Annotated in this window: 18 protein-coding genes; 10 read left to right on the top strand and 8 right to left on the bottom strand. The window is 62.9% G+C overall.

Features of this window, described 5'->3' with window-relative positions; translation table 11 throughout:
* Nucleotides 1-5 precede the first annotated feature (5 nt).
* Nucleotides 6-530, bottom strand: coding sequence for an RNA 2',3'-cyclic phosphodiesterase (gene thpR, locus MC269_RS15140; protein WP_239952895.1), 525 nt, complete (start codon nucleotides 528-530; stop codon nucleotides 6-8).
* Nucleotides 531-566: 36 nt separating this feature from the next.
* On the opposite strand from thpR, the gene hrpB reads away from it, so the two are divergent.
* From hrpB to fhuB, 6 genes are all read left to right on the top strand, one after another.
* Entirely contained in the window at nucleotides 567-3,050 is a 2,484-nt protein-coding gene (gene hrpB, locus MC269_RS15135; protein WP_239952894.1) for an ATP-dependent helicase HrpB, read from the top strand.
* 97 nt (nucleotides 3,051-3,147) lie between these two features.
* Nucleotides 3,148-5,700 (top strand): bifunctional glycosyl transferase/transpeptidase, encoded by a 2,553-nt coding sequence (gene mrcB, locus MC269_RS15130; RefSeq protein WP_081138463.1) that lies wholly within the window; start codon nucleotides 3,148-3,150, stop codon nucleotides 5,698-5,700.
* A 193-nt stretch (nucleotides 5,701-5,893) separates the two neighbouring features.
* Nucleotides 5,894-8,101, top strand: coding sequence for a ferrichrome porin FhuA (gene fhuA / locus MC269_RS15125; RefSeq protein ID WP_239952893.1), 2,208 nt, complete (start codon nucleotides 5,894-5,896; stop codon nucleotides 8,099-8,101).
* A gap of 41 nt (nucleotides 8,102-8,142) precedes the next feature.
* Nucleotides 8,143-8,934, top strand: a complete 792-nt coding sequence (gene fhuC, locus MC269_RS15120; protein WP_239952892.1) for a Fe3+-hydroxamate ABC transporter ATP-binding protein FhuC — start codon at nucleotides 8,143-8,145, stop codon at nucleotides 8,932-8,934.
* Between the two features lie 10 nt (nucleotides 8,935-8,944).
* Nucleotides 8,945-9,823 carry a Fe(3+)-hydroxamate ABC transporter substrate-binding protein FhuD gene (gene fhuD, locus MC269_RS15115; RefSeq protein ID WP_371824346.1) on the top strand — a complete coding sequence of 293 codons (879 nt, stop codon included), beginning with the start codon at nucleotides 8,945-8,947 and terminating at the stop codon, nucleotides 9,821-9,823.
* The gene (gene fhuB / locus MC269_RS15110) at nucleotides 9,823-11,802 is read left to right on the top strand and encodes a Fe(3+)-hydroxamate ABC transporter permease FhuB (protein ID WP_239952891.1); all 1,980 of its coding nucleotides are present in this window, start codon (nucleotides 9,823-9,825) and stop codon (nucleotides 11,800-11,802) included. Before fhuD ends, fhuB begins: the two co-directional genes overlap by 1 nt.
* Before the next feature lie 268 nt (nucleotides 11,803-12,070).
* Here the strand turns inward: fhuB and hemL are convergent, their stop codons facing one another.
* On the bottom strand, nucleotides 12,071-13,351 hold the full coding sequence (hemL, locus tag MC269_RS15105; RefSeq protein ID WP_081138454.1) for a glutamate-1-semialdehyde 2,1-aminomutase: 1,281 nt from the start codon (nucleotides 13,349-13,351) through the stop codon (nucleotides 12,071-12,073).
* A 211-nt stretch (nucleotides 13,352-13,562) separates the two neighbouring features.
* Here hemL and erpA point away from each other — a divergent pair, with 211 nt between their 5' ends.
* Nucleotides 13,563-13,910 carry an iron-sulfur cluster insertion protein ErpA gene (erpA, locus tag MC269_RS15100; RefSeq protein WP_033749565.1) on the top strand — a complete coding sequence of 116 codons (348 nt, stop codon included), beginning with the start codon at nucleotides 13,563-13,565 and terminating at the stop codon, nucleotides 13,908-13,910.
* 33 nt (nucleotides 13,911-13,943) lie between these two features.
* Here the strand turns inward: erpA and MC269_RS15095 are convergent, their stop codons facing one another.
* From MC269_RS15095 to mtnN, 3 genes are all read right to left on the bottom strand, one after another.
* Complete coding sequence (locus tag MC269_RS15095) at nucleotides 13,944-14,195, bottom strand: hypothetical protein (RefSeq protein WP_239952890.1); 252 nt, start codon at nucleotides 14,193-14,195, stop codon at nucleotides 13,944-13,946.
* A gap of 125 nt (nucleotides 14,196-14,320) precedes the next feature.
* Nucleotides 14,321-15,115, bottom strand: coding sequence for a vitamin B12 ABC transporter substrate-binding protein BtuF (btuF, locus tag MC269_RS15090; protein WP_239952889.1), 795 nt, complete (start codon nucleotides 15,113-15,115; stop codon nucleotides 14,321-14,323).
* Nucleotides 15,108-15,806 carry a 5'-methylthioadenosine/S-adenosylhomocysteine nucleosidase gene (gene mtnN / locus MC269_RS15085; protein WP_081138446.1) on the bottom strand — a complete coding sequence of 233 codons (699 nt, stop codon included), beginning with the start codon at nucleotides 15,804-15,806 and terminating at the stop codon, nucleotides 15,108-15,110. The genes btuF and mtnN overlap by 8 nt, the downstream gene beginning before the upstream one ends.
* Nucleotides 15,807-15,898: 92 nt before the next feature.
* Between mtnN and dgt the strand changes: the two genes are divergently transcribed.
* The 3 genes from dgt to MC269_RS15070 all read left to right on the top strand — a co-directional run bounded on the left by dgt (nucleotide 15,899) and on the right by MC269_RS15070 (nucleotide 20,282).
* Nucleotides 15,899-17,389, top strand: coding sequence for a dGTPase (gene dgt / locus MC269_RS15080; RefSeq protein WP_081138444.1), 1,491 nt, complete (start codon nucleotides 15,899-15,901; stop codon nucleotides 17,387-17,389).
* Between the two features lie 135 nt (nucleotides 17,390-17,524).
* Nucleotides 17,525-18,955 (top strand): serine endoprotease DegP, encoded by a 1,431-nt coding sequence (gene degP, locus MC269_RS15075; protein WP_239952888.1) that lies wholly within the window; start codon nucleotides 17,525-17,527, stop codon nucleotides 18,953-18,955.
* A 169-nt stretch (nucleotides 18,956-19,124) separates the two neighbouring features.
* The gene (locus MC269_RS15070; protein ID WP_239952887.1) at nucleotides 19,125-20,282 is read left to right on the top strand and encodes a CdaR family transcriptional regulator; all 1,158 of its coding nucleotides are present in this window, start codon (nucleotides 19,125-19,127) and stop codon (nucleotides 20,280-20,282) included.
* A gap of 349 nt (nucleotides 20,283-20,631) precedes the next feature.
* Here the strand turns inward: MC269_RS15070 and MC269_RS15065 are convergent, their stop codons facing one another.
* The 3 genes from MC269_RS15065 to glnD all read right to left on the bottom strand — a co-directional run bounded on the left by MC269_RS15065 (nucleotide 20,632) and on the right by glnD (nucleotide 24,799).
* A complete protein-coding gene (locus MC269_RS15065) occupies nucleotides 20,632-21,024 on the bottom strand; it encodes a DUF3461 family protein (RefSeq protein ID WP_033749575.1) in 393 nt (130 codons plus the stop codon).
* Nucleotides 21,025-21,248: 224 nt separating this feature from the next.
* On the bottom strand, nucleotides 21,249-22,073 hold the full coding sequence (gene dapD, locus MC269_RS15060) for a 2,3,4,5-tetrahydropyridine-2,6-dicarboxylate N-succinyltransferase (RefSeq protein ID WP_081138435.1): 825 nt from the start codon (nucleotides 22,071-22,073) through the stop codon (nucleotides 21,249-21,251).
* A gap of 71 nt (nucleotides 22,074-22,144) precedes the next feature.
* Nucleotides 22,145-24,799: a bifunctional uridylyltransferase/uridylyl-removing protein GlnD gene (gene glnD, locus MC269_RS15055; protein ID WP_239955130.1), complete on the bottom strand. Its 2,655-nt coding sequence runs from the start codon at nucleotides 24,797-24,799 to the stop codon at nucleotides 22,145-22,147.
* Nucleotides 24,800-24,856 lie beyond the last annotated feature (57 nt).

Here is a 24,856-nt window from a genome sequence, read left to right as displayed (position 1 = left end):
CAGGGTCAGGTCAGCGGCCAGCTCGCCAGCGCCTGATAGCGCGTGCGGCCGCGCGCATAGTGCGACGAAAACAGCGAAAAGTGGTCGACGCGCAGGCGCCAGTGAAAGCCGCGCGGCGGCAGCGCGATGCGCGGCGCGGCGTCGCGCAGCAGCGTCACGTGCGGATGAAACGGCTGCGCGCTCTGGGCGCAGCCGTGACGCGCCGCCTGGGCGCGCAGCAGATCGGCGAGCTGCAGCAGGCCGCGCGGCGGCCGCTGACAGCCGAGCCACACCACGCCAGGGCGCGGCCAGTGTCCGGCGTCGTCCAGATCGAGATCGAAGGCGGGCTGTTCGATGCGCGCCGCCAGCTGCTGCAGCTTCTGTGCGGTCTCGCTTTTCACCTCGCCGAGAAAGGCGAGCGTCAGATGCAGGTTGGCCGCCGCGATGGGGCGACCGGCGTCGTCGGGAAAGCGATCGGCGCGCCAGCGCACCAGCTGCTGCTGCAGCGCGTCAGGCAGCCCGATGCCAAAAAACAGGCGTTGCGTCTCCATGGCGGTCTCCGGCAATCCTCGCGGATGAGTGCTACAATGCGCGCCATCTTAACACAGGCTGAACGGGAGTTTGCCGTGAGTGATTTACCGGTCAGCGCCGTGCTGCCCGACCTGCTTCAGGCGCTCGACGTCGCGCCGCAAATCCTGCTGGCGGCGCCAACCGGCGCGGGCAAATCAACCTGGCTGCCGCTGCAGCTGCTGCAACAGGCCAGTCTGCCGGGCCGCATTATTATGCTGGAGCCGCGTCGGCTGGCGGCGCGTAACGTGGCGCAGCGCCTGGCGGAGCAGCTTGGCGAGCAGCCCGGCGGCACCGTCGGCTATCGCATGCGCGGCGAAAACTGCGTCGGTCCCACTACCCGACTGGAAGTGGTGACGGAAGGGATGCTGACGCGCCAGCTGCAGCGCGACCCGGAACTCAGCGGCGTGTCGCTGGTGATCCTCGATGAGTTCCACGAGCGCAGCCTGCAGGCGGATCTGGCGCTGGCGCTGCTGCTCGACGTGCAGCAGGGGTTGCGGGACGATCTGAAAATTCTGCTGATGTCGGCGACGCTCGACAACGCGCGCCTCTCGGCGCTGCTGCCCGACGCGCCGCTGATCGTCTCCGAGGGCCGCAGCTTTCCCGTGACGCGGCGTTTCGCCTCGCTCAGCACCACGCTGCGCTTCGAAGAGGCGGTGGCGCGCGAAACGGCGCAGCTGCTGCGCGAAGAGAGCGGCTCGCTGCTGCTGTTTCTGCCCGGCGTGGCGGAAATCGAACGGGTGCGGCGCGAGCTGGAATCCCGCGTGGCGGAGGATGTCGACCTTACGCCGCTCTACGGCGCGCTGCCGCTGGCGGCGCAGCGCCGCGCCATCTTGCCCGCGCCGCCCGGCCGCCGCAAAGTGGTGCTCGCCACCAATATCGCCGAAACCAGCCTGACCATTGAAGGGATTCGGCTGGTGGTGGACAGCGCGCTGGAGCGCACCGCGCAGTTCGACGCGCGCAGCGGCGTGACGCGGCTGCTGACCCAGCGCATTAGCCAGGCGTCGATGACGCAGCGCGCTGGCCGCGCCGGACGACTGATGCCCGGCATCTGCCTGCATCTGATCCCCGAAGAGCAGGCGTCGCGCGCCGCCGCGCAGAGCGAGGCGGAAATGCTGCACAGCGATCTCGCCGCGCTCTGGATCGAGCTGCTGCAGTGGGGCTGCCGCCAGCCGGATCAGCTCACCTGGCTCGACGCGCCGCCGGAAAAACATCTGCACGCGGCGAGGCAGTTGCTCACGCAGCTTGGCGCGCTGGAAGAGAACGGTGGCCTGAGCGCGCTGGGACGCCGCATGGCACAGCTCGGCACCGATCCACGCCTCAGCGCCGTGCTCTGCGCCGCCGGACAGGACGCCGACGCGGTCGCCAGCGCCGCGCTGCTGGTGGCGATCCTTGAGGATCCGCCGCGCAGCGGCAGCCCGGACCTGCGCGACGCGCTGCACCGTCCGCAGCCGCAGTGGCAGCGGCGGGCGAAGCAGTGGCAGACGCGGCTCGGCGTCAGCGGCGGGCGCGTCGATGAAGATCGCTTTCCGGCACTGCTGGCGGCGGGCTTCGGCGACCGGCTGGCGCGGCGCCGCGACAATGGCGGCCGCTACCAGCTCGCCAACGGGCTGGGCGCGATGCTCGATGGGCAAGAGGGGCTGAACCGCTATGAATGGCTGATCGCGCCCGCGCTGCTGCAGGGCAGCGCGACGCCCGACGCGCGCATGCTGCTGGCGCTGCCGATCGATATTGACGCGCTGCGTCAGGCGATACCGGCGCTGGTCGAGGTGCGCGCCGAAGTGGAGTGGGACGAAGAGAAGGGCACGCTGCGCGCGCTGCGCCGCGAGCAGATCGGCGCGCTGGTGCTGAAGGCGCAGCCGATGGCGCGCCCGGAACCCGAGGTGCTGCACGCGGCGATGCTGCGCTGGATCGCGCAAAAAGGGCTGGCGGTGCTGGGCTGGAGCGAGGCGGCGCAGCAGCTGCGCGTGCGGCTGCAGTGCGCGGCGCAGTGGCTGCCGGAAGAGGGCTGGCCCGCGGTCGACGACGCGTCACTACTGGCGACGCTTGACCGCTGGCTGCTGCCTGAGATGGGCGCGGTGCGCGATCTCAAATCGCTGCAGGCGGTCAACCTTGTCAGCGCGCTATTACATTTGCTCACATGGTCACAACGTCAGCGGCTGGATAGTGCGCTGCCAACTCATTACACTGTGCCCACCGGAAGCCGGCTGCCGATTCGCTATCACGCCGATAAGCCGCCCGCGCTGGCGGTGCGCATTCAGGAGATGTTCGGCGAGGCGAGCAATCCTGCGGTGGCGGAAGGGCGCGTGCCGCTGGTGCTGGAGCTGTTGTCGCCCGCGCAGCGGCCGCTGCAGATCACCCGCGACCTGGCCGCCTTCTGGCGCGGCGCATACCCTGAAGTGCAGAAAGAGATGAAAGGGCGCTATCCCCGCCATCCCTGGCCTGACGATCCGGCCAGCGCCTTGCCCACAAGGCGCACGAAAAAATATTCCCCGCAAGGTTGAGCCCGCTGGATCGATTTAGGAGGGTTCCGCCATGCGGACGCGGTAAAAGTCGCTAGAGTATCGGCGCAGCCAACGTAATGCCTGGAGAATGAAACCAATGTCTGGGAACGATCGCGAACCCATTGGGCGCAAAGGAAAACAACCCAAGCCGCCGCGTAACGCTACGCGTCGGGGTCGCCGCAGGGATGAAGACGATTTTGAACAAGATGATTTTGACGATGAGGTCGAGGAGAAAGCGCCTGTGCCGCGTAAAAGTAAAGGAAAGCGTCCGCCGCGCGGGAAGCGCCGCTGGTTAGGCTGGTTGATCAAGCTGTTCCTCGTGTTTGTGGTGATTATGGCCGCCTGGGGCGTCTACCTCGACTCGGAGATCCGCGCCCGCATCGACGGCAAAGTGTGGCAGCTGCCCGCGACCGTCTACGGCCGCATGGTCAGCCTTGAGCCTGGCATGGCTTATAACAAGAAAGAGATGATCGCGCTGCTGGAAGGCACGCAGTATCGCGAGGTGTCGCGCATTACGCGTCCCGGCGAATTCTCGGTTAAAGGCAACACCATCGATCTGCTGCGCCGTCCGTTCGACTTCCCGGACAGCAAAGAGGGCCAGGTGCACGCGCAGATGGTGTTTGACGGCGACGAGCTGGGCGAGATTAAAAACCTCGACTCCGGCCGCGACTTCGGCTTCTTCCGCCTCGATCCGCGCCTGATCACCATGCTGCAGTCGCCGAACGGCGAACAGCGCCTGTTCGTGCCGCGCGCCGGCTTCCCGGATCTGCTGGTCGACACGCTGATCGCCACCGAAGACCGCCACTTCTACGAGCATGACGGCATTAGCCCCTACTCGATCGGCCGCGCCTTCCTCGCCAATATCACCGCCGGCAAAGCGGTGCAGGGCGGCAGTACGCTGACGCAGCAGCTGGTGAAAAACCTGTTCCTGACCAACGAGCGTTCGCTGTGGCGTAAAGCGCGCGAAGCCTATATGGCGGTCATTATGGACGCGCGCTACAGCAAGGATCGCATTCTGGAACTCTACCTGAACGAGGTTTACCTCGGCCAGGCGGGTAACGACCAGATCCGCGGCTTCCCGCTGGCGAGCCTCTACTACTTTGGCCGTCCGGTCGACGAGCTGAGCCTCGATCAGCAGGCGATGCTGGTGGGGATGGTGAAGGGCGCCTCGCTTTACAACCCGTGGCGTAATCCCAAGCTGGCGCTGGAGCGCCGTAACCTGGTGCTGCGTCTGCTGCAGCAGCAGAAGGTGATTGACCAGGAGCTGTACGACATGCTCTCGGCGCGTCCGCTCGGCGTGCAGCCGAAAGGCGGCGTGATCACCCCGCAGCCCGCCTTTATGCAGATGGTGCGCAGCGAGCTGCAGGCGAAGCTGGGCGACAAGGTCAAAGATCTTTCCGGCGTGAAGATCTTCACCACGCTCGATCCGGTGTCGCAGGATGCGGCGGAGAAGGCGGTGCTTGACGGCATTCCGGCGCTGAAAAAACAGCGCGGCCTGAAAGATCTGGAAACCGCGATGGTGGTGGTCGATCGCTTCAGCGGCGAAGTGCGCGCCATGGTCGGCGGCGCGGATCCGCAGTTCGCCGGCTATAACCGCGCGCTGCAGGCGCGTCGCTCTATCGGCTCGCTGGCGAAGCCGGCGACCTACCTGACCGCACTCAGCCAGCCGAACACCTATCGTCTTAACAGCTGGATCGCCGATGAGCCGATCGCGCTAAAACAGCCGAACGGCAGCGTCTGGAAGCCGATGAACGACGATCGTCGCTTCAGCGGCAAGGTGATGCTGGTGGACGCGCTGACCAACTCCATGAACGTGCCGACGGTTAACCTCGGCATGACGCTGGGACTGGACGCGGTGGTGGATACCTGGACCAAACTGGGCGTGCCGAAAGATCAGCTCAACCCGGTGCCCTCGATGCTGCTCGGTGCGCTTAACCTGACGCCGATCGAAGTGGCGCAGGCGTTCCAGTCGATTGCCAGCGGCGGCAACCGCGCTTCGCTGTCGGCGGTGCGCTCGGTAATTGCCGAAGACGGCAGCGTGCTTTACCAGAGCTATCCACAGGCGCAGCGCGTCGAGCCGGCGCAGGCCGCCTATCTGACGCTCTACACCATGCAGCAGGTTGCCGATCACGGCACGGCGCGTGCGCTGGGCGCGCGCTATCCGAAGGCGCATCTGGCGGGTAAAACCGGCACCACCAACGACCTGATCGACAGCTGGTTCGCCGGGGTTGACGGCAAGGAAGTCGCTATTACCTGGGTCGGCCGCGATAACAACCAGCCGAGCAAGCTCTACGGCGCCAGCGGCGCGATGCAGATCTATCGCCGCTACCTGGATAACCAGGCGCCGATGCCGCTGGTGCTGACGCCGCCGGAAGATGTCTCGATGATGAACGTCGACACCGCGGGCAACTTTGTCTGCGGCACCGGCAGCAGCACCTGGCGCTCGCTGCCGGTGTGGGCGCTCGATCCCGATGCGCTCTGTCAGCAGCAGCAGCAGCTGTTCCAGCAGCAGCAGCAACAACAGCAGCAGGAGATGCTGAACCAGCAGCAAAACCAGCAGCAGATGCAGCAGCAACCGCAGCAGCAGCCGGAGAAGAAAGAGGGCGACGGCGTCGCGGGCTGGATTAAAGATATGTTCGGCGGTAACTAAACCACCGGTTAAAAAGGGCGCTAAGGCGCCCTTTTTTTGTGCCCGATCAATACTGCGCGAATGCCCGCCAGACGGCGCTGCGCGCGGGATTATCGCTTGCGGAAAACGCGCAGTTTCGCCTAAAATCCATCCGGCATAATAATCATTCTCGTTTCCATTCGCCTGCCCACTACTTTATTCAAGAGACACTACTATGAATGCGCGAACGACTTTTCCTTGTTATCTGCGCGGCGCTTTTTCCCGCCGCCCGCTGGCTTTAAGCATTGCCGTAATTTTTGGCTCAGTAAGCGCCTCGGCGCTGGCTGAGGAGACGCTGGTGGTTTCCGCGGCAGGCGGCGCTGAGGCGGCGCAGGAGAGCGCATGGGGACCGGCGCCGACCATTGCCGCGAAAAAGAGCGCCACCGGCACCAAAACCGACACGCCGATTGAGAAAAACCCGCAGTCGGTGTCGGTGGTAACGCGCGAGGAGATGGAGACGCGGCAGATTGCCTCGGTGAAAGAGGCGTTTAACTACACGCCGGGCGTATTGACCGGCAACCGCGGCAGCTCCGGCGTTATCGACGCGCTGTCGATCCGGGGCTTTAGCGAAACCAACACCAACCAGTACCTTGACGGCCTGAAACTGCAGGGCGACAACTATTCCGAATTCGCCATCGATCCTTACTTCCTTGAGCGCGCCGAACTGCTGCGCGGGCCGGTGTCGGTGCTCTACGGCAAGAGCAATCCCGGCGGCGTAGTGGCGCTGGTAAGCAAGCGTCCGACGCAGGAGACGCTGCGCGAAGTGCAGTTCCAGATGGGCAGCGACAACCTCTTTTCCACCGGCTTCGATTTCGGTGGCGCGCTGGATGACGACGGCGTTTACAGCTATCGTCTGACCGGCCTCGCCCACAGCGCCGACGCGCAGCAGGAGATGAACAAAGAGAAGCGCTACACCATCGCGCCCGCCTTTAGCTGGCGTCCTGACGCCAACACCCGCATCGACCTGCTGACCTATTTCCAGAATGAGCCGCAAACCGGCTACTACGGCTGGCTGCCGCGTCAGGGCACGGTGGTGCCGATTACGCGCGCGGACGGCAGCGAATATAAGCTACCGACCAACTTCGACGAAGGCGAGCAGAGCAATAAGATCTCGCGCAATACCAAAATGATCGGCTACAGCGCCGAGCACAGCTTCAACGACACCTGGACGGTGCGTCAGAACCTGCGCTACGCCGATCTGCGCACTAACTACCGCAGCATCTACGGCAACGGCTTCGACGCGGCGACCCAGTCGATTACGCGCGGCTCGGCGGTGTCGGACGAGACGCTAAACCAGTTCGCCGTCGATACCCAGGCACAGGCGACATTCGCCACCGGCGCGCTGGATCATACGCTGCTGCTGGGCGTGGATTTCCAGCGCACGCGCAATGATATCAATGCGCAGTTTGGCTCGGCCAGTAGCCTGAACGCCATTGCTCCGCAGTATGGCGATGAGAGCGTCACGCCGTATGACCCGTATCAGCATCTCAATAAACAGCGCCAGACCGGCCTCTATGTTCAGGATCAGATGGAGTGGGACCGCTGGGTGCTGACGCTGGGCGGCCGCTACGATTACGCCATGACCTCGGTGTACGATCGCTATAACGGCACGCTGAGCCGCCAGAACGATCAGGCCTTTACCTGGCGCGGCGGGCTGAACTATGTATTCGACAACGGTATCGCCCCTTACTTCAGCTACAGCGAAGCCTTTATTCCTAATTCGGGTTCGACCTATGAAGGCCAGGCCTTCGATCCGTCGCGCGCTAAGCAGTATGAAGCGGGCGTGAAATATGTGCCGAAAGATCGTCCGATCACCATGACCGCTGCGGTTTATCAGCTGACGAAGACTAAAAACCTGACGGCGGATCCCGATACGGTAAACCATCCGTTCGCCAGCGTGCAGAGTGGCGAAATCCGTTCGCGCGGCGTCGAGCTGGAAGCCAAAGCGGCGGTAAACGCCAATATCGACCTGACGGCGTCCTACACCTACACCGACGCGGAGTACACCCACGACACGCAGCTGAAAGGCCGCACGCCGGTGCAGGTGCCGAAGCATATGGCGTCGCTGTGGGCGGACTATAGCTTCCATGAAACCGCGCTCTCTGGCGTCACCGTCGGCGCAGGCGTGCGCTACGTCGGGGAAAGCAAAGGGCTATACAGCACCGGCACGCAAACCAACCAGAACTTCGACGTTGCCGGTTACACCACGGTGGACGCGATGCTGAAATACGATCTTGGCCGTTTCGGCCTGCCGGGCTCCTCGGTGGGCGTCAACGTGAAAAACCTGTTTGACCGCGACTATGTCGCCAGCTGCTACCGCGACTACGCCTGCTACTGGGGCGCTGAGCGTCAAATCGTCGGCACCGCCACTTTCCGTTTCTGATGCAACCGGGCGCTGCGGCGCCCGTTTAACCTGGGATAACCATGCAGCCTCCGCACGACGCAGCCACTTTTACGCTGGAGGATGTCAGCTTTCACGTGCCCGGCCGCACGCTGCTGCATCCGCTCTCGCTCACCTTTCCGCCTGGCAAGGTTACCGCGCTTATCGGCCACAACGGCTCCGGCAAATCCACCCTGCTTAAGATGCTGGGCCGCCACCAGAACGCCAGCGAAGGCCGCGTGCTGCTTAACGGTAGTCCGGTCGAGGCGTGGAACGGCAAAGCCTTCGCGCGTGAGGTCGCCTATCTGCCGCAGCAGCTGCCCGCCGCCGAAGGCATGACGGTGCGCGAGCTGGTGGCGATTGGCCGCTATCCGTGGCACGGCGCGCTGGGCCGCTTTGGTCAGGAAGATCGCGTGCGGGTAGAGGAGGCGATCGCCCAGGTCGGGCTGAAGCCGCTGGCCGCGCGTCTGGTGGATAGCCTCTCCGGCGGCGAACGTCAGCGCGCCTGGCTGGCGATGCTGGTGGCGCAGAACAGCCGCTGCCTGCTGCTGGACGAGCCGACCTCGGCGCTGGATATCGCACATCAGGTTGAGGTGCTGGCGCTGATCCAGCGCCTCAGCCGCGAACGCGGCCTGACGGTGATCGCCGTGCTGCACGACATCAATATGGCGGCGCGCTATTGCGGCCATCTGGTGGCGCTGCGCGGCGGCGAAATGATCGCCGAAGGGGCGCCGGACGCCATTATGCAGGCCGAGGTGCTGGGCGCGATCTACGGCATTCCGATGGGCATCCTGCCGCATCCGCAGGGCGGCGCGCCGGTCAGCTTTGTCTACTAAGGACCCGATCATGGAAATCACTCGTCGTCGCCTGCTGGCGGCGCTGGCGCTGTCGCCGTGGCTGAGCGCCTGGCCGCTGCGCGCCGCGACCGCGCCCGAGCAGGCGCGCATTATCGCGCTGGAGTGGCTACCGACCGAACTGCTGCTGGCGCTCGGCGTCATGCCGCTGGCGGTCGCCGACACGCGCAACTACAACATCTGGGTCGGCGAGCCGCCGCTGCCGCCGCACACGCTGGACGTCGGCCTGCGCACTGAACCGAATCTTGAGCTGATGACGCAGCTGCAGCCGTCGCTGATCCTCTGCTCCAACGGCTACGGCCCGTCGCCGGATAAGCTGAGGCGCATCGCGCCGATCATGGGCTTCGACCTCAATCGCGGCGACGGCAGGCCGCTCTCTGCCGCGCGCGACTCGCTGCGTGCGCTGGCGGCGCGCATCGGCCGCGAAGCCGAAGCGGAGGCGCATCTGCAGATGCTGGATCGCGAGCTGGCCGCCGCGCGCCAGCGGCTGGCGCCCTGGGCCGCGCGTCCGATCCTGCTGATGTCGCTGATGGACAGCCGCCACGCGCTCGCCTTTGGCAAAAACAGTTTGTTTCTTGAGGTGATGGAGCATCTTGGCCTGACCAGTGCGTGGCAGGGCGAAACCAACTTCTGGGGCAGCGCGGTGATCGGCATCGAACGGCTGGCGCACCTGCGCGATGTCGAGGCGATCTGTTTCGATCACGACAACGACGCCGATATGGCGCAGCTGAGCCGCAGCCCGCTGTGGCAGGCGCTGCCGTTTGTTCGGGCCGGACGCTTTCAGCGCGTTCCGGCGGTGTGGTACTACGGCGCGACCCTGTCGGCGCTGCATTTTGTTCGCGTGCTGGAACGCGCGCTGGAGACGCGCTGATGCGCCATCGTTATTTCCCTGCCGCGCTGCTCAGCCTGCTGTTTCTACTGGCGCTGCTGCTGAGCCTGATTAATCTGCGCGCGGCGCTGCCGGCGGCACAGTGGCCGCAGGCGCTGCTGTCGCCGGATCTCGACAATATCGATCAGATGCTGTTTCACTACAGCCTGCTGCCGCGCCTTGGGCTGGCGCTGCTGGTCGGCGCCGGGCTCGGGCTGGCGGGGCTGCTGTTCCAGCAGACGCTGCGCAACCCGCTGGCGGAGCCGACCACGCTGGGCGTCTCCTCTGGTGCGCAGCTTGGCATCACCGTCGCCACGCTGTGGCAGCTGCCGGGCGGCGCGGCCACCACGCAGCTGGCGGCGCTGATCGGCGCGCTGGCGGTGGGCGCGGTGGTGTTCGGCATCGCCTGGGGCAAACGGCTGTCGCCGGTGACGCTGATCCTCTCCGGGCTGGTGCTGAGCCTCTACAGCGGCGCGGTGAACCAGATCTTCGCCATCTTCAATCACGACCAGCTGCAGACGATGTTTCTCTGGAGCACCGGCTCGCTGAACCAGATGGGCTGGGAGAACGTCAGCCTGCTGTGGCCGCGTCTGCTGCTCGCCTTTGCGCTGGCGCTGGCGCTGCTGCGTCCGCTGACGCTGATGGGGCTGGATGACGGCGTGGCGAAGAACCTCGGCATGGCGCTGACGCTGGCGCGCGTCGGCACGCTGGCGCTGGCGATTACGCTTAGCGCGCAGCTGGTGAGCGTGGCGGGCATTATCGGCTTTATCGGGCTCTTTGCGCCGCTGCTGGCGAAGCTGCTGGGCGCGCGTCGGCTGCTGAGCCGCATGCTGCTGGCGCCGCTAATCGGCGCGCTGCTGCTGTGGCTGGCGGATGCCTGCGTGCTGTGGCTGAGCGCGCACTGGCGCGAACTCTCTACCGGCACGCTGACCGCGCTGACCGGCGTGCCGCTGCTGCTCTGGCTGCTGCCGCGCCTGCGCACCGGCTCGGTGCCGCCCGCGCTTGATATGGGCGACAGGGTGCCGACGGAACGTCATGCGGTGCCGCGCTGGACGCTGCTGGGTCTGGCGCTGCTGGCGCTGCTGGTCTGGGCCGCGCTCGCCTTCGGCCGCGACGCGCACGGCTGGAACTGGTCGAGCGGCGATCTGTTACGCCAGCTGCTGCCGTGGCGCGCGCCGCGTCTGCTGGCGGCGCTGGCGGTGGGGCTGATGCTCGGCGTAGCCGGCTGTTTGATCCAGCGGCTGACCGGCAATCCGATGGCCAGCCCGGAAGTGCTGGGCATCAGCTCCGGCGCGGCGTTCGGCGTAGTGGTGATGCTGTTCTTTGTGCCGGGCGACGCGCTGGCGTTTCTGCTGCCGGCGGGCGCGCTCGGCGCGGCGGGAACGCTGCTGATTATTATGCTGGTGGCGAGCCGCGGCGGCTTTTCGCCGGAGCGTATGCTGCTGGCGGGCATGGCGCTTAACAGCGCGTTCGTCACGCTGCTGATGCTGCTGCTGGCAAGCGGCGATCCACGCATGGGCGGCCTGCTGAGCTGGATTTCCGGCTCGACCTACAACGTCAGCGAAAAGGCGGCGCTGCAGAGCGTCGGGCTGGCGCTGATCCTGTCGACGCTGGCGCCGCTCGCCAGCCGCTGGCTGACGCTGCTGCCGCTCGGTTCCGCCACGGCGCGCTCGGCGGGCATGGCGCTGAACGCCTCGCGTCTGGCGCTGCTGCTGCTGGCGGCCGCGCTGACCGCCGCGGCGACGCTGACGATTGGTCCGCTGAGCTTTGTCGGCTTAATGGCGCCGCATATTGCGCGCATGCTCGGTTTCCGCCGCGCGCTGCCGCAGATGGCGATGGCGGGGCTGTTCGGCGCAGGACTGATGCTGCTGGCCGACTGGTGCGGACGCATGCTGGCGTTTCCCGATCAGCTGCCAGCGGGACTGATGGCGACCTTTATCGGCGCGCCGTACTTTATCTGGCTGCTAAGACGCTCGCGGTAAAAAAAAGACCGGCAATATGCCGGTCTGAGGTTGTTGACTGCGAGCTCACGCGGATGACAGGGTCTGATTGCAAAGTCGCTCAAGGCCTCCCTGCTCGCTCGGCCCGCGTGGATACGCACCTCATTCCTGAGGTGCGCCCGTAAACGGGCCAACGCGCTGCGTTGTTCAAAAACGCTCCCGACGTTTTTGTCCTTGTCGCGGGACGCTTTGCTCTTCAGTCCCTGTCATCCGCTGTTTGACGGGGGAGCCGTCTGAATGAATAACGCGTTTACAGCTGCGCAAAACAGCGACGCGCGGCGTCGACGGTGCGGTCGATATCCTCGACGCTGTGCGCCAGCGACATAAAGCCCGCTTCGAAGGCGGAAGGCGCCAGGTAAACGCCTTCTTCCAGCATCAGATGGAAGAAACGCTTAAAGCGCTCGACGTCGCACTTCGTCACGTCGGCGTAGCAGGTCACGCTGTCAGCATCGGTGAAGAAAATGCCGAACATGCCGCCGACGTGATTCACCACCAGCGGGATATTTTCCGCCTGTGCCGCCGCCAGCAGACCCTGCGCCAGCTGCGTGGTGCGCTCGGTCAGCGTCTGATGGGTGCCCGGCTGGGCGATCTGCGTCAGGCAGGCGAAACCGGCTGCCATCGCGATCGGGTTGCCGGAAAGGGTGCCCGCCTGATAAACCGGACCGGTCGGCGCCAGCGCGTCCATCACCTCGCGGCGTCCGCCGAAGGCGCCCACCGGCATGCCGCCGCCGATGATCTTGCCGAGACAGGTCAGATCCGGCTTCACGTTGTAATACTCCTGTGCGCCGCCCAGCGCTACGCGGAAGCCGGTCATCACCTCGTCGATGATCAGCAGCGCGCCGAACTCGTCGCACAGCGCGCGCAGGCCCGGCAGAAAGTCCGGCAGCGGCGGAATGCAGTTCATATTGCCCGCCACCGGCTCGACGATAATACAGGCGATCTCTTCCGGGTACTGCTCGAAGGCGGCGCGCACTGAATCGAGATCGTTGTAGGTGCAGGTCAGAGTATGACGGGCGAAATCGGCCGGCACGCCAGGGGAGTTTGGCTGGCCCAGCGTCAGCGCGCCGGAGCCCGCTTTCACCAGCAGACAGTCGGCGTGACCGTGATAGCAGCCTTCAAACTTGATGATCTTGTCGCGGCGGGTAAAGCCGCGCGCCAGACGAATGGCGCTCATGGTCGCCTCGGTGCCGGAGTTCACCATGCGCACCATATCCATGCTCGGCACCAGCTCGCACACCAGCTGCGCCATCTTCACTTCCATTTCGGTGGGCGCGCCGAAGCTCAGGCCGCGTGCGGCGGCTTCAATCACCGCATTGCGGATCTCGGCATTGTTGTGGCCCAGCACCATCGGGCCCCATGAGCCAACGTAGTCGATATAGGCTTTGCCATCGGCGTCATACAGGTGGGCGCCGTCGGCGTGTTCGATGAACAGCGGCGTGCCGCCTACGCCGTTAAACGCGCGCACCGGCGAGTTAACGCCGCCGGGGATCAGACGCTGCGCTTCGGCAAACAGGTTTTCGGACTTACTCATTTATTCGGCTCCAGCGGTTCAGAAAAAAACTCGCGCCATTCTACGGGAAGAGCAGGGCATGACGAAAGGCCAGAAACGGCGCGCTATACTTACCTTAGCTGAAGGCCGGCGGCACGCAGTGCGAAGGGCAAAACTTGATTGCGCTAACGGGCTGGCAGATAATACGCCAATTGAGGTCGTTTTCTGACCTGGACGTTTACCGGAGTATAAGATGAGTGATGATGTTGCAGCACTGCCGTTACAGTTTACCGATGCGGCGGCCAGCAAGGTAAAAAACCTGATTGCCGACGAAGAGAATCCCGATCTGAAACTGCGCGTCTATATTACCGGCGGCGGATGCAGCGGCTTTCAGTACGGCTTCACCTTTGACGACAAAATGAATGACGGCGACATGACCATTGAGAAGCAGGGCGTGGCGCTGGTGGTCGATCCGATGAGCCTGCAGTATCTGGTCGGCGGCTCGGTGGACTACACCGAAGGCCTGGAAGGGTCACGTTTTATCGTCACCAACCCAAACGCCAAAACCACCTGCGGCTGCGGCTCCTCGTTCAGCATCTGATACAAAAAAGGCCGTCTTGCGACGGCCCTTTTTTTACCACTCGATCGTTATCAACTTCGCCGTTTCCCTACGCATCGCATCCTTCTCTAACAGACTTTCCGTCACGCGCGGCTGCGCGCTGGCGAGGCGACCGCAATCAATCTGCGGCATTGCCCGTTGCGGCTGGCTGTTAATTTCACAGCGCGAAAAGATCGTGAGCTGAACGCCAATCGTTCCCGTGGTCGACGCAGTCGCAAAAGGCGCGACGGCCGCGATCGCGATGGCCAGCAGCAAGGCTCTGGTCATGTATGATTCCTGGTGTAGTCAAAATGCGCGGGGCGCATAAAAGGACGCTGAGCTTACGTGGCGTCGGCGTCTCGTTTCTTGATTAACGGCAAAGTTAGCCGGATCTTTAATCGCTTTTTGCTGATTTATTGTTCCGGGTGCAGCGCAGCGCAGAGCTGCTTCGCCGCCAGCAGCATACGCGGACCGGGACGGCTGAGCCAGTCATCATTGATGGCGATAACCGGTACGTTGAGCTGCGGTTGCCAGAAGCGCGCGACGTTCTGCGCCTGGGCGGCGCTGCCGCCGATAATAATGGCCTGCGGATGGCGCATCAGCACCTGCTCGCGGCTGACCTGCGGCCAGCTGACGCGGCTGTCGGCAAAGATATTTTTGCCGGCGCACAGCGTGATGATGCTGTTTTGCAGGGTGTTGCGCGCGGCAGTAAACAGCGGCTGCTGGCCGAACTGAAGAAACACCGGCACGGGAGGCAGGGCGGCGTAGCGCGCGCGCAGGGCGTTTGCCTGCCGCTTCAGCTGCTGCGCGGCGTCGATCGCCTGCTGCGGCTGCGGGCTCCAGCGCTGCAGCGACGCCACGGCGTCCGCCATCTGCTCCAGCGAGTCCGGATCGATCCAGACGACGTTGACGCCGAACTGCCTGAGCTGATCGATCTGGCGCTGCGGGTTGCCGCCGCGCCAGGCGAGCACCACGTCCGGCTTCAGCGCCAGAATGCGCTCGACGTTAACGCCCTGCCAGTTGGCGACCTGCTCCAGCGCCTGCGCGGCGGGCGGATAGTCGGACCATGCGCTGACCGCTACCGGCGTAATGCCGGCGGCAAACGCCATTTCGGTGAGATGCGGGGAGAGGGTAATAACACGCGGCGCGGCGGCGAACAGGCTGCTGCAAAGCAGCAGCAGCCCGAGCAGCCAGCGGGGGTTAGCCACGCGCCAGACGCGCCAGCAGCTTCTCCACCAGCAGCGACGACTGCTGCGCCGCCACGGCGAGGAACTCTTCAAAGCTGAGATGCGACGCCTTGTCGGCCACGTCGGAGATGGCGCGCACCACGACGAATGGCACCTTGAACTGATGGCAGACGTGACCGATGGCGGTCGCCTCCATCTCCACGGCAATCGCCTGCGGGAAAGTCGCGCGGATGCGCGCCAGCGGCTCGGCGCCGTTGATAAAGGCGTCGCCGCTGACCACCAGACCGCGCACCGCGTTCAGGTTCAGCTCGCTGATGCACGCCTCTGCGGCGGCGATCAGCTGCGCGTCGGCGCGAAAGGCCGCCGGGCAGCCCGCCATCTGGCCTGGCTCGTAGCCAAAGGCGGTGACGTCGGCGTCATGGTAGCGCACTTCGTCAGAGACCACGATGTCGCCCACTGAGAGCGTCGGCGCCAGGCCGCCCGCCGAGCCGGTGTTGATCACCAGGTCCGGCTTGCACAGCTCCAGCAGCAGCGTGGTGCCGAGCGCCGCCGAGGTTTTACCGATGCCCGATTTCAGCAGAGCGACCTCAACGCCGTTAAGCGTGCCGGTGTAAATCTCGCAGCCGGCCAGCGTCAGGGTCTGGCGGTTCTCGATTTTGTCACGCAGCAGGGTCACTTCCTGCTCCATCGCGCCAATAATGCCTGCTTTCATAAATAGGTCTCGCTAATGTGGTGGAAGTGGTCGTAAAAATTAGGGCATAGTCTAGCATGGCTGGCAGGCGATTGATTCACGAAGGGGTAACGATGGCGACGGTTAATTTCAGGAAGAAGATCAGTTTCACCCGTCCTTATAACACGCGCAAAGATCCGGAAGGGGAATACTATATTACCCGCCACTTTGAGAGCGATCGCGGCCGTATTATCAACTCGGCGGCGATCCGCCGGCTGCAGCAAAAAACCCAGGTCTTTCCGCTGGAGCGCAACGCGGCGGTGCGCTCGCGCCTGACCCACTCGCTTGAGGTGCAGCAGACCGGACGCTATATCGCCAAAGAGATCCTGCAAACCCTGAAAAATCAGGGCGGACTGGCGCAGTACGGGCTGGATGAGATGGAAGGAGCGTTTGAAAGCCTGGTGGAGATGGCCTGCCTGCTGCACGACGTCGGCAATCCGCCGTTTGGCCACTTCGGTGAGGCCGCCATCAACGACTGGTTTGAAGAGCATCTTGCGCTGGAGCTGGTGGATCCGCTGGTGGCGGGCGTGGAAGGGGAGCAGCAGCGCGCCGATTTTAATCAGCTAAACGCGATGATCCGCCAGGACCTGTGCCATTTTGAAGGCAACGCGCAGGCGATCCGCATGGTGCATACGCTGCTGCAGCTGAATCTGAGCTACTCGCAGGTCGCGTGCATTTTGAAATATACCGCGCCCGCCTGGTGGCAGGGCGACAAGCCCGCGCAGTTTAGCGCGCTGATGAAAAAGCCCGGCTTTTATCTCTCTGAGCGCGACTATATTGCCGAGCTGCGCGCGGCCACCAGTCTGGAAGAGCATCATCGTTTTCCGCTGACCTATATTATGGAGGCGGCGGACGATATCTCCTACTGCATCGCCGATCTGGACGACGCGGTCGAAAAAGATATATTTAACATTGATGCGCTTTATGACTATTTATGTAAAAACTGGGGGCCGGTAAAAAATAACGACGCTTTCAGCCGAACGGTCGGCGATGCCTGGCGCGAAGCCTGTAACAAAAAGCGTCGCAGCAGAAGCGATCAGTTCTTTATGTCATTGCGCGTTAACGTCCAGAGCGTGCTGGTCAGCCATGCGGTAAAACGCTTTGTCGATAATTTACCCGCGATTTTTAACGGCGATTTTAATCATGCGCTATTAGAAGATGATGGTGAAGAGGGGCGTTTATTGCAGATGTTTAAAACGGTGGCGCGCCGTCATGTATTTAATCATGCCGAAGTAGAACAGCTGGAATTACAAGGTTATCGAGTCATTAAGGGATTGTTAGAAATATATCAACCACTGATGACATTGACCTTTGAAGCCTTTACCAGCCTGATTAATGACGATTTTCTGCGCGCGCATCCCATTGAAACCCGGCTGTTTCATAAGCTTTCCGGCAAACATCGCAAAGCCTATCAGCAAAAAATGCGCTCGCTGGTGGTGGAGCACAAATACCAGCGCCTGCTGTGGGAACGTTATTACCGCTTTCGTCTCATCCAGGACTATATTAGCGGCATGACCGATCTCTACGCCTGGGATGAGTACCGTCGCCTGATGGCGGTGGAATAACGCGAGTTTTGTAAAGAGCCAGAATAAATTTTTACCTTTAGCGCAAACTTTTGCTGGAACTTCGCGGTAAAAGATTAATCTCATAACTGACCACAGCAAGGGTCTGACGTTAATTACTGGATGAGACTCATACGAATGAAAAAAAACACCTTAACGTTGAGCGCGCTGGCGCTCAGTCTTGGCCTGGCGTTAAGCCCTGCCGCCGTTTTCGCCGCTGAATCCGCCTCTTCTACCAGCCAGCAGCTGCCAAGCCTGGCGCCGATGCTGGAAAAAGTGATGCCTTCGGTGGTCAGCATCAGTGTCGAAGGCAGCACCACGGTGAAAACGCCGCGTCTGCCGCAGCAGTTCCAGCAGTTCTTCGGCGATAATTCGCCGTTCTGCCAGGACGGTTCGCCTTTCCAGAGTTCGCCGATGTGTCAGGGCGGTGCGGGCGGCGGTGACGGCGCCAATACCCAACAGGAAAAATTCCGCGCGCTGGGCTCCGGCGTGGTGATTAACGCTGAGAAAGGCTATGTCGTCACCAACAACCACGTTGTCGACAACGCCACCAAAATTCAGGTGCAGCTCAGCGATGGCCGTCGCTACGACGGTAAGGTGATTGGCAAAGATCCCCGTTCCGATATTGCGCTGGTGCAGCTGATCGACGCGAAAAACCTGACGGCGATTAAAATCGCCGACTCCGACAATCTGCGCGTCGGCGACTACACCGTGGCGATCGGCAACCCGTACGGCCTGGGCGAAACCGTGACCTCGGGCATCGTGTCGGCGCTGGGACGCAGCGGCCTTAACGTCGAAAACTACGAAAACTTTATTCAGACCGATGCGGCGATTAACCGCGGCAACTCCGGCGGCGCGCTGGTGAACCTCAACGGCGAGCTGATCGGCATCAACACGGCGATCCTCGCGCCGGACGGCGGCAATATCGGCATCGGCTTCGCCATTCCGAGCAATATGGTGAAAAACCTTACCGGCCAGATGGTGGAGTTCGGCCAGGTGAAACGCGGCGAGCTGGGTATTCTTGGCGCTGAGCTGAACTCCGAGCTGGCGAAAGCGATGAAGGTTGACGCGCAGCGCGGCGCCTTTGTCAGCCAGGTGCTGCCGAACTCCGCCGCGGCGAAAGCGGGCGTGAAGGCGGGCGATGTGGTGGTGTCGATGAACGGCAAGCCGCTGAGCAGTTTTGCCGCGCTGCGTGCCGAAGTCGGCTCGCTGCCGATTGGCACCAAACTGCAGCTCGGCCTGCTGCGCGACGGCAAACCGGTTAGCGTCACCGTTGAGCTGCAGCAGAGCACCCAGGATAAAGTGCAATCGGCCACCATCTACACCGGCATTGAAGGCGCCGATCTCAGCAACGACAGCGGCAGCGACAAAGGCGTGCGCGTCGACAACGTGAACCCTGGCAGCGCGGCGGCGCGCATCGGCCTGAAAAAAGGCGATGTGATCCTCGGCGTCAACCAGCAGCGCGTCGCCAACCTCGGCGAGCTGCGTAAAATCCTCGACACCAAACCCTCGGTGCTGGCGCTGAACGTCAAGCGCGGCGACAGCAGCATCTATCTGCTGATGCAGTAACGCGTTTTATCCCTCAGGCGGACTGCGGTCCGCCTTTTTTTCGCCGCGGACAGAGTGTGACCCGCGCCGCAAAATCGGTAAATCCCGCCCTGGCTCTGTGCATTTGCACAATGCCTGGCTGCGCGGCCATGCGTATGCTGTAGCTTCCTCTCTCTGTCAGGATCAACAGATGGCAACCTATCATCTTGATGCGCGCCTTGCGCAGGATATCGTGGCGCGCACCATGAAGATTATTGACAGCAATGTCAACGTGATGGATGCGCGCGGCCGTATTATCGGCAGCGGCGATCGCGAGCGTATTGGCGAATTGCACGAAGGTGCGCTGCTGGTGCTGTCGCAGGGGCGCGTGGTGGACATCGACGAGGCGGTGGCGAAGCATCTGCACGGCGTGCGGCCGGGCATCAATCTGCCGCTGCGCATCGACGGTGAGATCGTCGGCGTCATTGGCCTCACCGGCGATCCGCTGGCGCTGCGCCACTACGGCGAGCTGGTCTGCATGACGGCGGAGATGATGCTGGAGCAGACCCGACTGCTGCATATGCTGGCGCAGGACAGCCGCCTGCGTGAGGAGCTGGTGCTCAATCTGATCCGCAGCGAGACCCTGACGCCGCAGCTGACCGAGTGGGCGCAGCGTCTCGGCATCGATCTGCATCAGCCGCGCGTGGTGGCGGTGGTAGAGGTGGACAGCGGGCAGCTCGGCGTCGACAGCGCCATGTCGGAGCTGCAGCAGCTGCAAACGCTGCTCACCACGCCAGAGCGCGACAACCTGATCGCCATTGTTTCCCTGACGGAGATGGTGGTGCTGAAGCCGGCGCTGAATGCGCACGGGCGCTACGATCAGGAGGATCACCGCAAGCGCGTTGACCAGTTATTACAGCGCATGAAGGAGAGCGGCCAGGTGCGGATGCGCATTGCGCTCGGCAACTATTTCACCGGGCCGGGCAGCATCGCGCGCTCCTATCGCACCGCGCGCACCACCATGATGGTCGGCAAGCAGCGCATGCCGGATCTGCGCAGCTATTTCTATCAGGATTTGGTGCTGCCGGTGCTGCTCGACAGCCTGCGCGGCGGCTGGCAGGCGAACGAGCTGGCGCGCCCGCTGGCGAAGCTGAAGAGCATGGATAACAACGGCCTGCTGCGGCGCACGCTGGTCGCCTGGTTTACCCACAATGTGCAGCCCAGCGCCACGGCGCGCGCGCTGTTTATTCACCGCAATACGCTGGAGTACCGGCTGAACCGCATTTCCGAGCTAACCGGGCTGAATCTCAGCCAGTTTGACGATCGCCTGCTGCTCTATGTGGCGCTGCAGCTGGACGAGCAGAGCTAGGGCAACAAAAAAGGCATGTAATGCTTGTCAGTTTAGCTTTGGAGATAACGCCGGCTGGGGCCCCTCAGGGGCTGGCGGTCCTCGCGCCGCTGACGCGGTACCTTCACGTCATTCGTCTGCCTGACGGACCGGCGGGGATGGAACATCCCTGTTCCAGCCCCACCTTTCGCCCGCCTCCCTGCGGGCTCACCTGGCAGACTCACTCTGTTCAGCGCTGCGAAATGCCAGACCCTGAGCGGCCCCAGCCTGCTGGCCAGCTTCCGTGTGCGCTGCTGGAAAGGGCCGCGGCCCGGCAGCAGAAAAGGTGCAGTGGCACTGGTGCCTTCTGTAGCAGGCAACACCAGGCGCGTTAGCGGTTATTGCGCGTCAGCTTGTCCAGATCGCCTTCAATCTCAGCAATTTTATTGGTCACCACGCTCTCCAGATGGCGCAGATCCGCCAGGATCTTACGCTTCAGATCCACTTCCACCTGATCGCGCTGGCAAATCTGATCCAGCTCGTCGATCACATAGCGCAGGTTAGGGCTGATCTCCTGCACCTCTTTGTATCCCTGATTAATGTTGTCGGCTACCACGGTCTTGCGCTGGCGCGGATATTTAAACTTCACGCTCTTGGCAAAGAACTCGCCTTTATCTTTGCGAAAGTAAATTTTCAGGATGTCGTTGTTGGCTTCCTGACGCAGGCTGTAGCGATCGATATCGTCGGGATTGTTAATGCCTAAGCTTTTGAGATTGTCATACATAGCGATTTTTCCACCAAAAAGAGAGAGGCGCGCAGCGGTGTTCACGGCACAAAAAATAACTGTAGACAACAAACGAGATGAACACGGCGCGACGGGAGATAACTGGCGCGGATTATGACCTGGGTAAAAAGTAAACGCACCTGTTAATTCGCCACGCGAATCAGGTCGGGATGAGGGGAAGTGTAAAGAAAAGATGACGGGCCGCAGCGGCCCGTCGAAAGGCGTTAGTCGATGGTGCGCAGCAGTTCGTTGATGCCCACTTTGCCGCGCGTTTTCGCGTCGACTTTCTTCACGATCACCGCGCAGTAGAGGCTGTAGCTGCCATCTTTCGACGGCAGGTTGCCGGAAACCACCACCGAGCCTGCCGGCACGCGGCCGTAGTGCACTTCACCGGTTTCACGGTCATAGATTTTGGTGCTCTGGCCGATATAGACGCCCATTGAGATCACCGCGCCTTCTTCCACGATCACGCCTTCCACGATCTCAGAACGCGCGCCGATAAAGCAGTTGTCTTCGATAATGGTCGGGTTGGCCTGCAGCGGCTCCAGCACGCCGCCGATGCCGACGCCGCCGGAGAGGTGCACGTTTTTACCGATCTGCGCGCAGGAGCCGACGGTCGCCCAGGTATCAACCATGCTGCCTTCGTCGACGTAAGCGCCGATATTGACATAGGAAGGCATCAGCACGGTATTGCGCGCGATGTAGGCGCCCTGGCGAACGGCGGCCGGCGGCACGACGCGGAAGCCGGCGGCTTTAAAGCGCGCGTCGTCCCAGCCGGCAAATTTCATCGGCACCTTGTCGTAAAAACGGGTTTCCGCGCCTTCCATCACCTGGTTGTCGTTGATGCGGAACGACAGCAGCACCGCCTTTTTCAGCCACTGATGCGTTACCCACTGGCCGTCGATCTTTTCAGATACGCGCAGCGCGCCGCTGTCCAGCTGAGCGATCACCTCGTTAATGGCTTCACGGGTCACGGTGTCCACGTTCGCTGGGGTGATCTCGGCGCGACGCTCGAAGGCCGCTTCAATAACGCTCTGTAACTGTTGCATAATTTTTTCCTGATCTCTCTGGTGCGTGTCGGGCCACATCCCGACAGCAAAAGTATGTAAATCGATTGCGGTCACACTTTATCGTTTGGATTAAGGGCTTCTGTCAACCGTTGTCGCAACGCTTTGCGCATTTCCGCATCAAGGGCGCGCCGCTCGCTGTTGGCGAGAATAAATAAATCCTCGACGCGTTCGCCAATGGTGCTGATGCGCGCGCCGTGCAGCGACACGCCCATATCGGCAAAGACTTCGCCGACGCGTGCCAGCAGGCCAGGCTGATCGAGCGCCACCAGCTCCAGATAGCTGCGGCGATCGGTATGGGTCGGCAAAAAGTTGACCTCGGTGTCGACGCTGAAGTGGCGCAGCTTCGCGGAGGCGCGGCGGGTGCGCGGCGGATTCCAGCTGGTCTGGGCTATCGCCTGCTCCAGCGCCTGGCGGATCATGGCGTGACGATCCGGTGCCAGCGGGCTGCCGTCCGGCTCCAGCACGATAAAGGTGTCCATCGCCATGCCGTCGCGGCTGGTGAAGATCTGCGCGTCGTGCACGCTGAGATTGCGGCGATCCAGTTCGCCCGCCACGGTGGCGAAGAGATAGGGGCGATCCGGGCTCCAGATAAAAATCTCGGTGCCGCCGCGCGTCGCCTGCGGGCTGACCAGCACCAGCGGCTGGCGCAGATCGTGCTCCATCAGATGGCGCGCGTGCCACGCCAGCTGGTTGGGCGTGTGGCGCAGAAAATAGTCGGCGCGGCAGCGGTTCCAGATATGGTGCAGTCGCTCTTCGTCGATATTGTCCATGCGCAGCAGCGCCAGCGCCTGCAGGCGGTGATGCCGCACGCGCTCGCGCAGATCCGGACTGTTCTCCATGCCGCGCCGCAGCTGCTTCTCGGTGGCGAAAAAGAGTTCGCGCAGCAGGCTCTGCTTCCAGCTGTTCCACAGGGTTTCGTTGGTGGCGCAGATATCGGCCACCGTCAGGCAGACCAGGTAACGCAGCCGGTTCTCGTTCTGCATCACCTCGGCGAACTGCTGTATCACGGTGGGATCCTGAATATCGCGGCGCTGCGCGGTCACCGACATCAGCAGATGATGGCGCACCAGCCAGGCGACCAGCTGCGTCTCGCGCGAGTTGAGGCCGTGCAGCTCGGCGAACTCCAGTGCGTCCTGCGCGCCGAGAATCGAGTGATCGCCGTGGCGCCCTTTGGCGATGTCGTGCAGCAGCGCCGCCATCAGCAGCAGCTCCTGCTGCGGCAGGCGCGGCCAGAGTTCGACGCAGAGCGGATGCATCGGGCGCGTCGCCTCGCTGGCGAAGCTCTCCAGCTTTTGCAGCACGCGAATGGTGTGCTCGTCGACGGTATAGGCGTGAAACAGGTCGAACTGCATCTGGCCAACGATATGCCCCCACAGCGGCGTATAGGCCCACAGCACGCTGTGGCGGTGCATCGGCAGCAGTGCGCGCTTCACCGCGCCGGGATGGCGCAGAATCGCCATAAACAGCTGGCGCGCCTCCGGGATCTGACACAGCGGCTGCTTGAGATGACGGCGCGCGTAGCGCAGCTGGCGCAGCGTGGTGGAGTAGATGCCGCGAATGTTTTCGTTGCGCACCATCACGTAGAACATGCGCAGGATCGCCTGCGGCTCGCGCTCGAACAGCGTTTCGTCGCGCAGGTCGATCAGGTTGCCGCGTAGCTGAAAGGTGTCGTCCAGCGGGCGCGGCTTTTCAGTGGTAGAGAGCGCCAGAATCGCTTCGTCGAACAGCTGCAGCAGCATCTGGTTAAGCTCGCCGATGCGGCGCGTGACGCGGAAGAAATCCTTCATCATGCGTTCGACCGGCTCGTTGCCTTCGCCCTGATAGTTGAGGCGCTGCGCGACGTTAAGCTGGCGATCGAACAGCAGCCGGTTGTCATAGCGCGTCAGCGTCAGGTGCAGGGCGAAGCGGATGCGCCAGAGAAACGCCTGGCACTCGTTAAGCTCGTTGCGCTCCGCCTCGGTAAGAAAGCCGAACCCGACCATTTCATCCAGCGTGGTGGCGCCGAAGTGGCGGCGCGCCACCCACTGCAGCGTATGAATATCGCGCAGGCCGCCTGGGCTGCTTTTGATATCGGGCTCCAGGTTGTAGCTGGTGCCGTGGTAGCGCTGATGGCGCGCCTGCTGCTCCTCGATCTTGGCGGCGTAGAAGGTGGCCGACGGCCAGAAGCCTTCGCTGAAGATGTTCTTCTGCATCTCGAGAAACAGCGCGACGTCGCCGGTCAGCATGCGCGACTCGATCAGGTTGGTGGCGACGGTCAGGTCGGCTAACCCTTCCAGCAAACACTCTTCCAGCGTGCGCACGCTGTGGCCCACTTCCAGCTTGAGATCCCACAGCAGCGTCAGCAGCTCGCTGGTTTGCTGCGCGTTGGCCTCGTCGAGCGCATCCCGGCTCAGGATCAAGATGTCGACGTCAGAGAGCGGATGCAGTTCGCCGCGGCCGTAGCCGCCCACCGCCACCAGCGCGATAGCGGGCTGCGCGTCGAAGCCGTAAAAGCGCCACAGCCGGCGCAGCAGCCGATCGATAAACAGGGTGCGCGCGTCAATCAGCGTTTCTGCCGATTCGCCAGCGTCGAACGCCGTGGAGAGAAAGGCGTTAAAGGTTTCCAGCTTCTGCTTCAGGGTGTCGCGGGTTAGCGCCGCGTCATCCCAGTGCGCCGGGGAGTCTTTCAGGCCGTCAATGACCTCATCCGTCAGGATCGCGCTCATACCGCTTCTCTCTTCTTGAGCCATAAAAAAACCGGCGCAGGGCCGGCTTTTTATCAG

Source organism: Pantoea sp. Z09 (genome assembly GCF_022394795.1).
Lineage (GTDB): Bacteria > Pseudomonadota > Gammaproteobacteria > Enterobacterales > Enterobacteriaceae > Pantoea > Pantoea latae.
The sequence above is the reverse complement of the archived record's forward strand: the minus strand, read 5'-3'. Positions and strand labels throughout refer to the sequence as shown.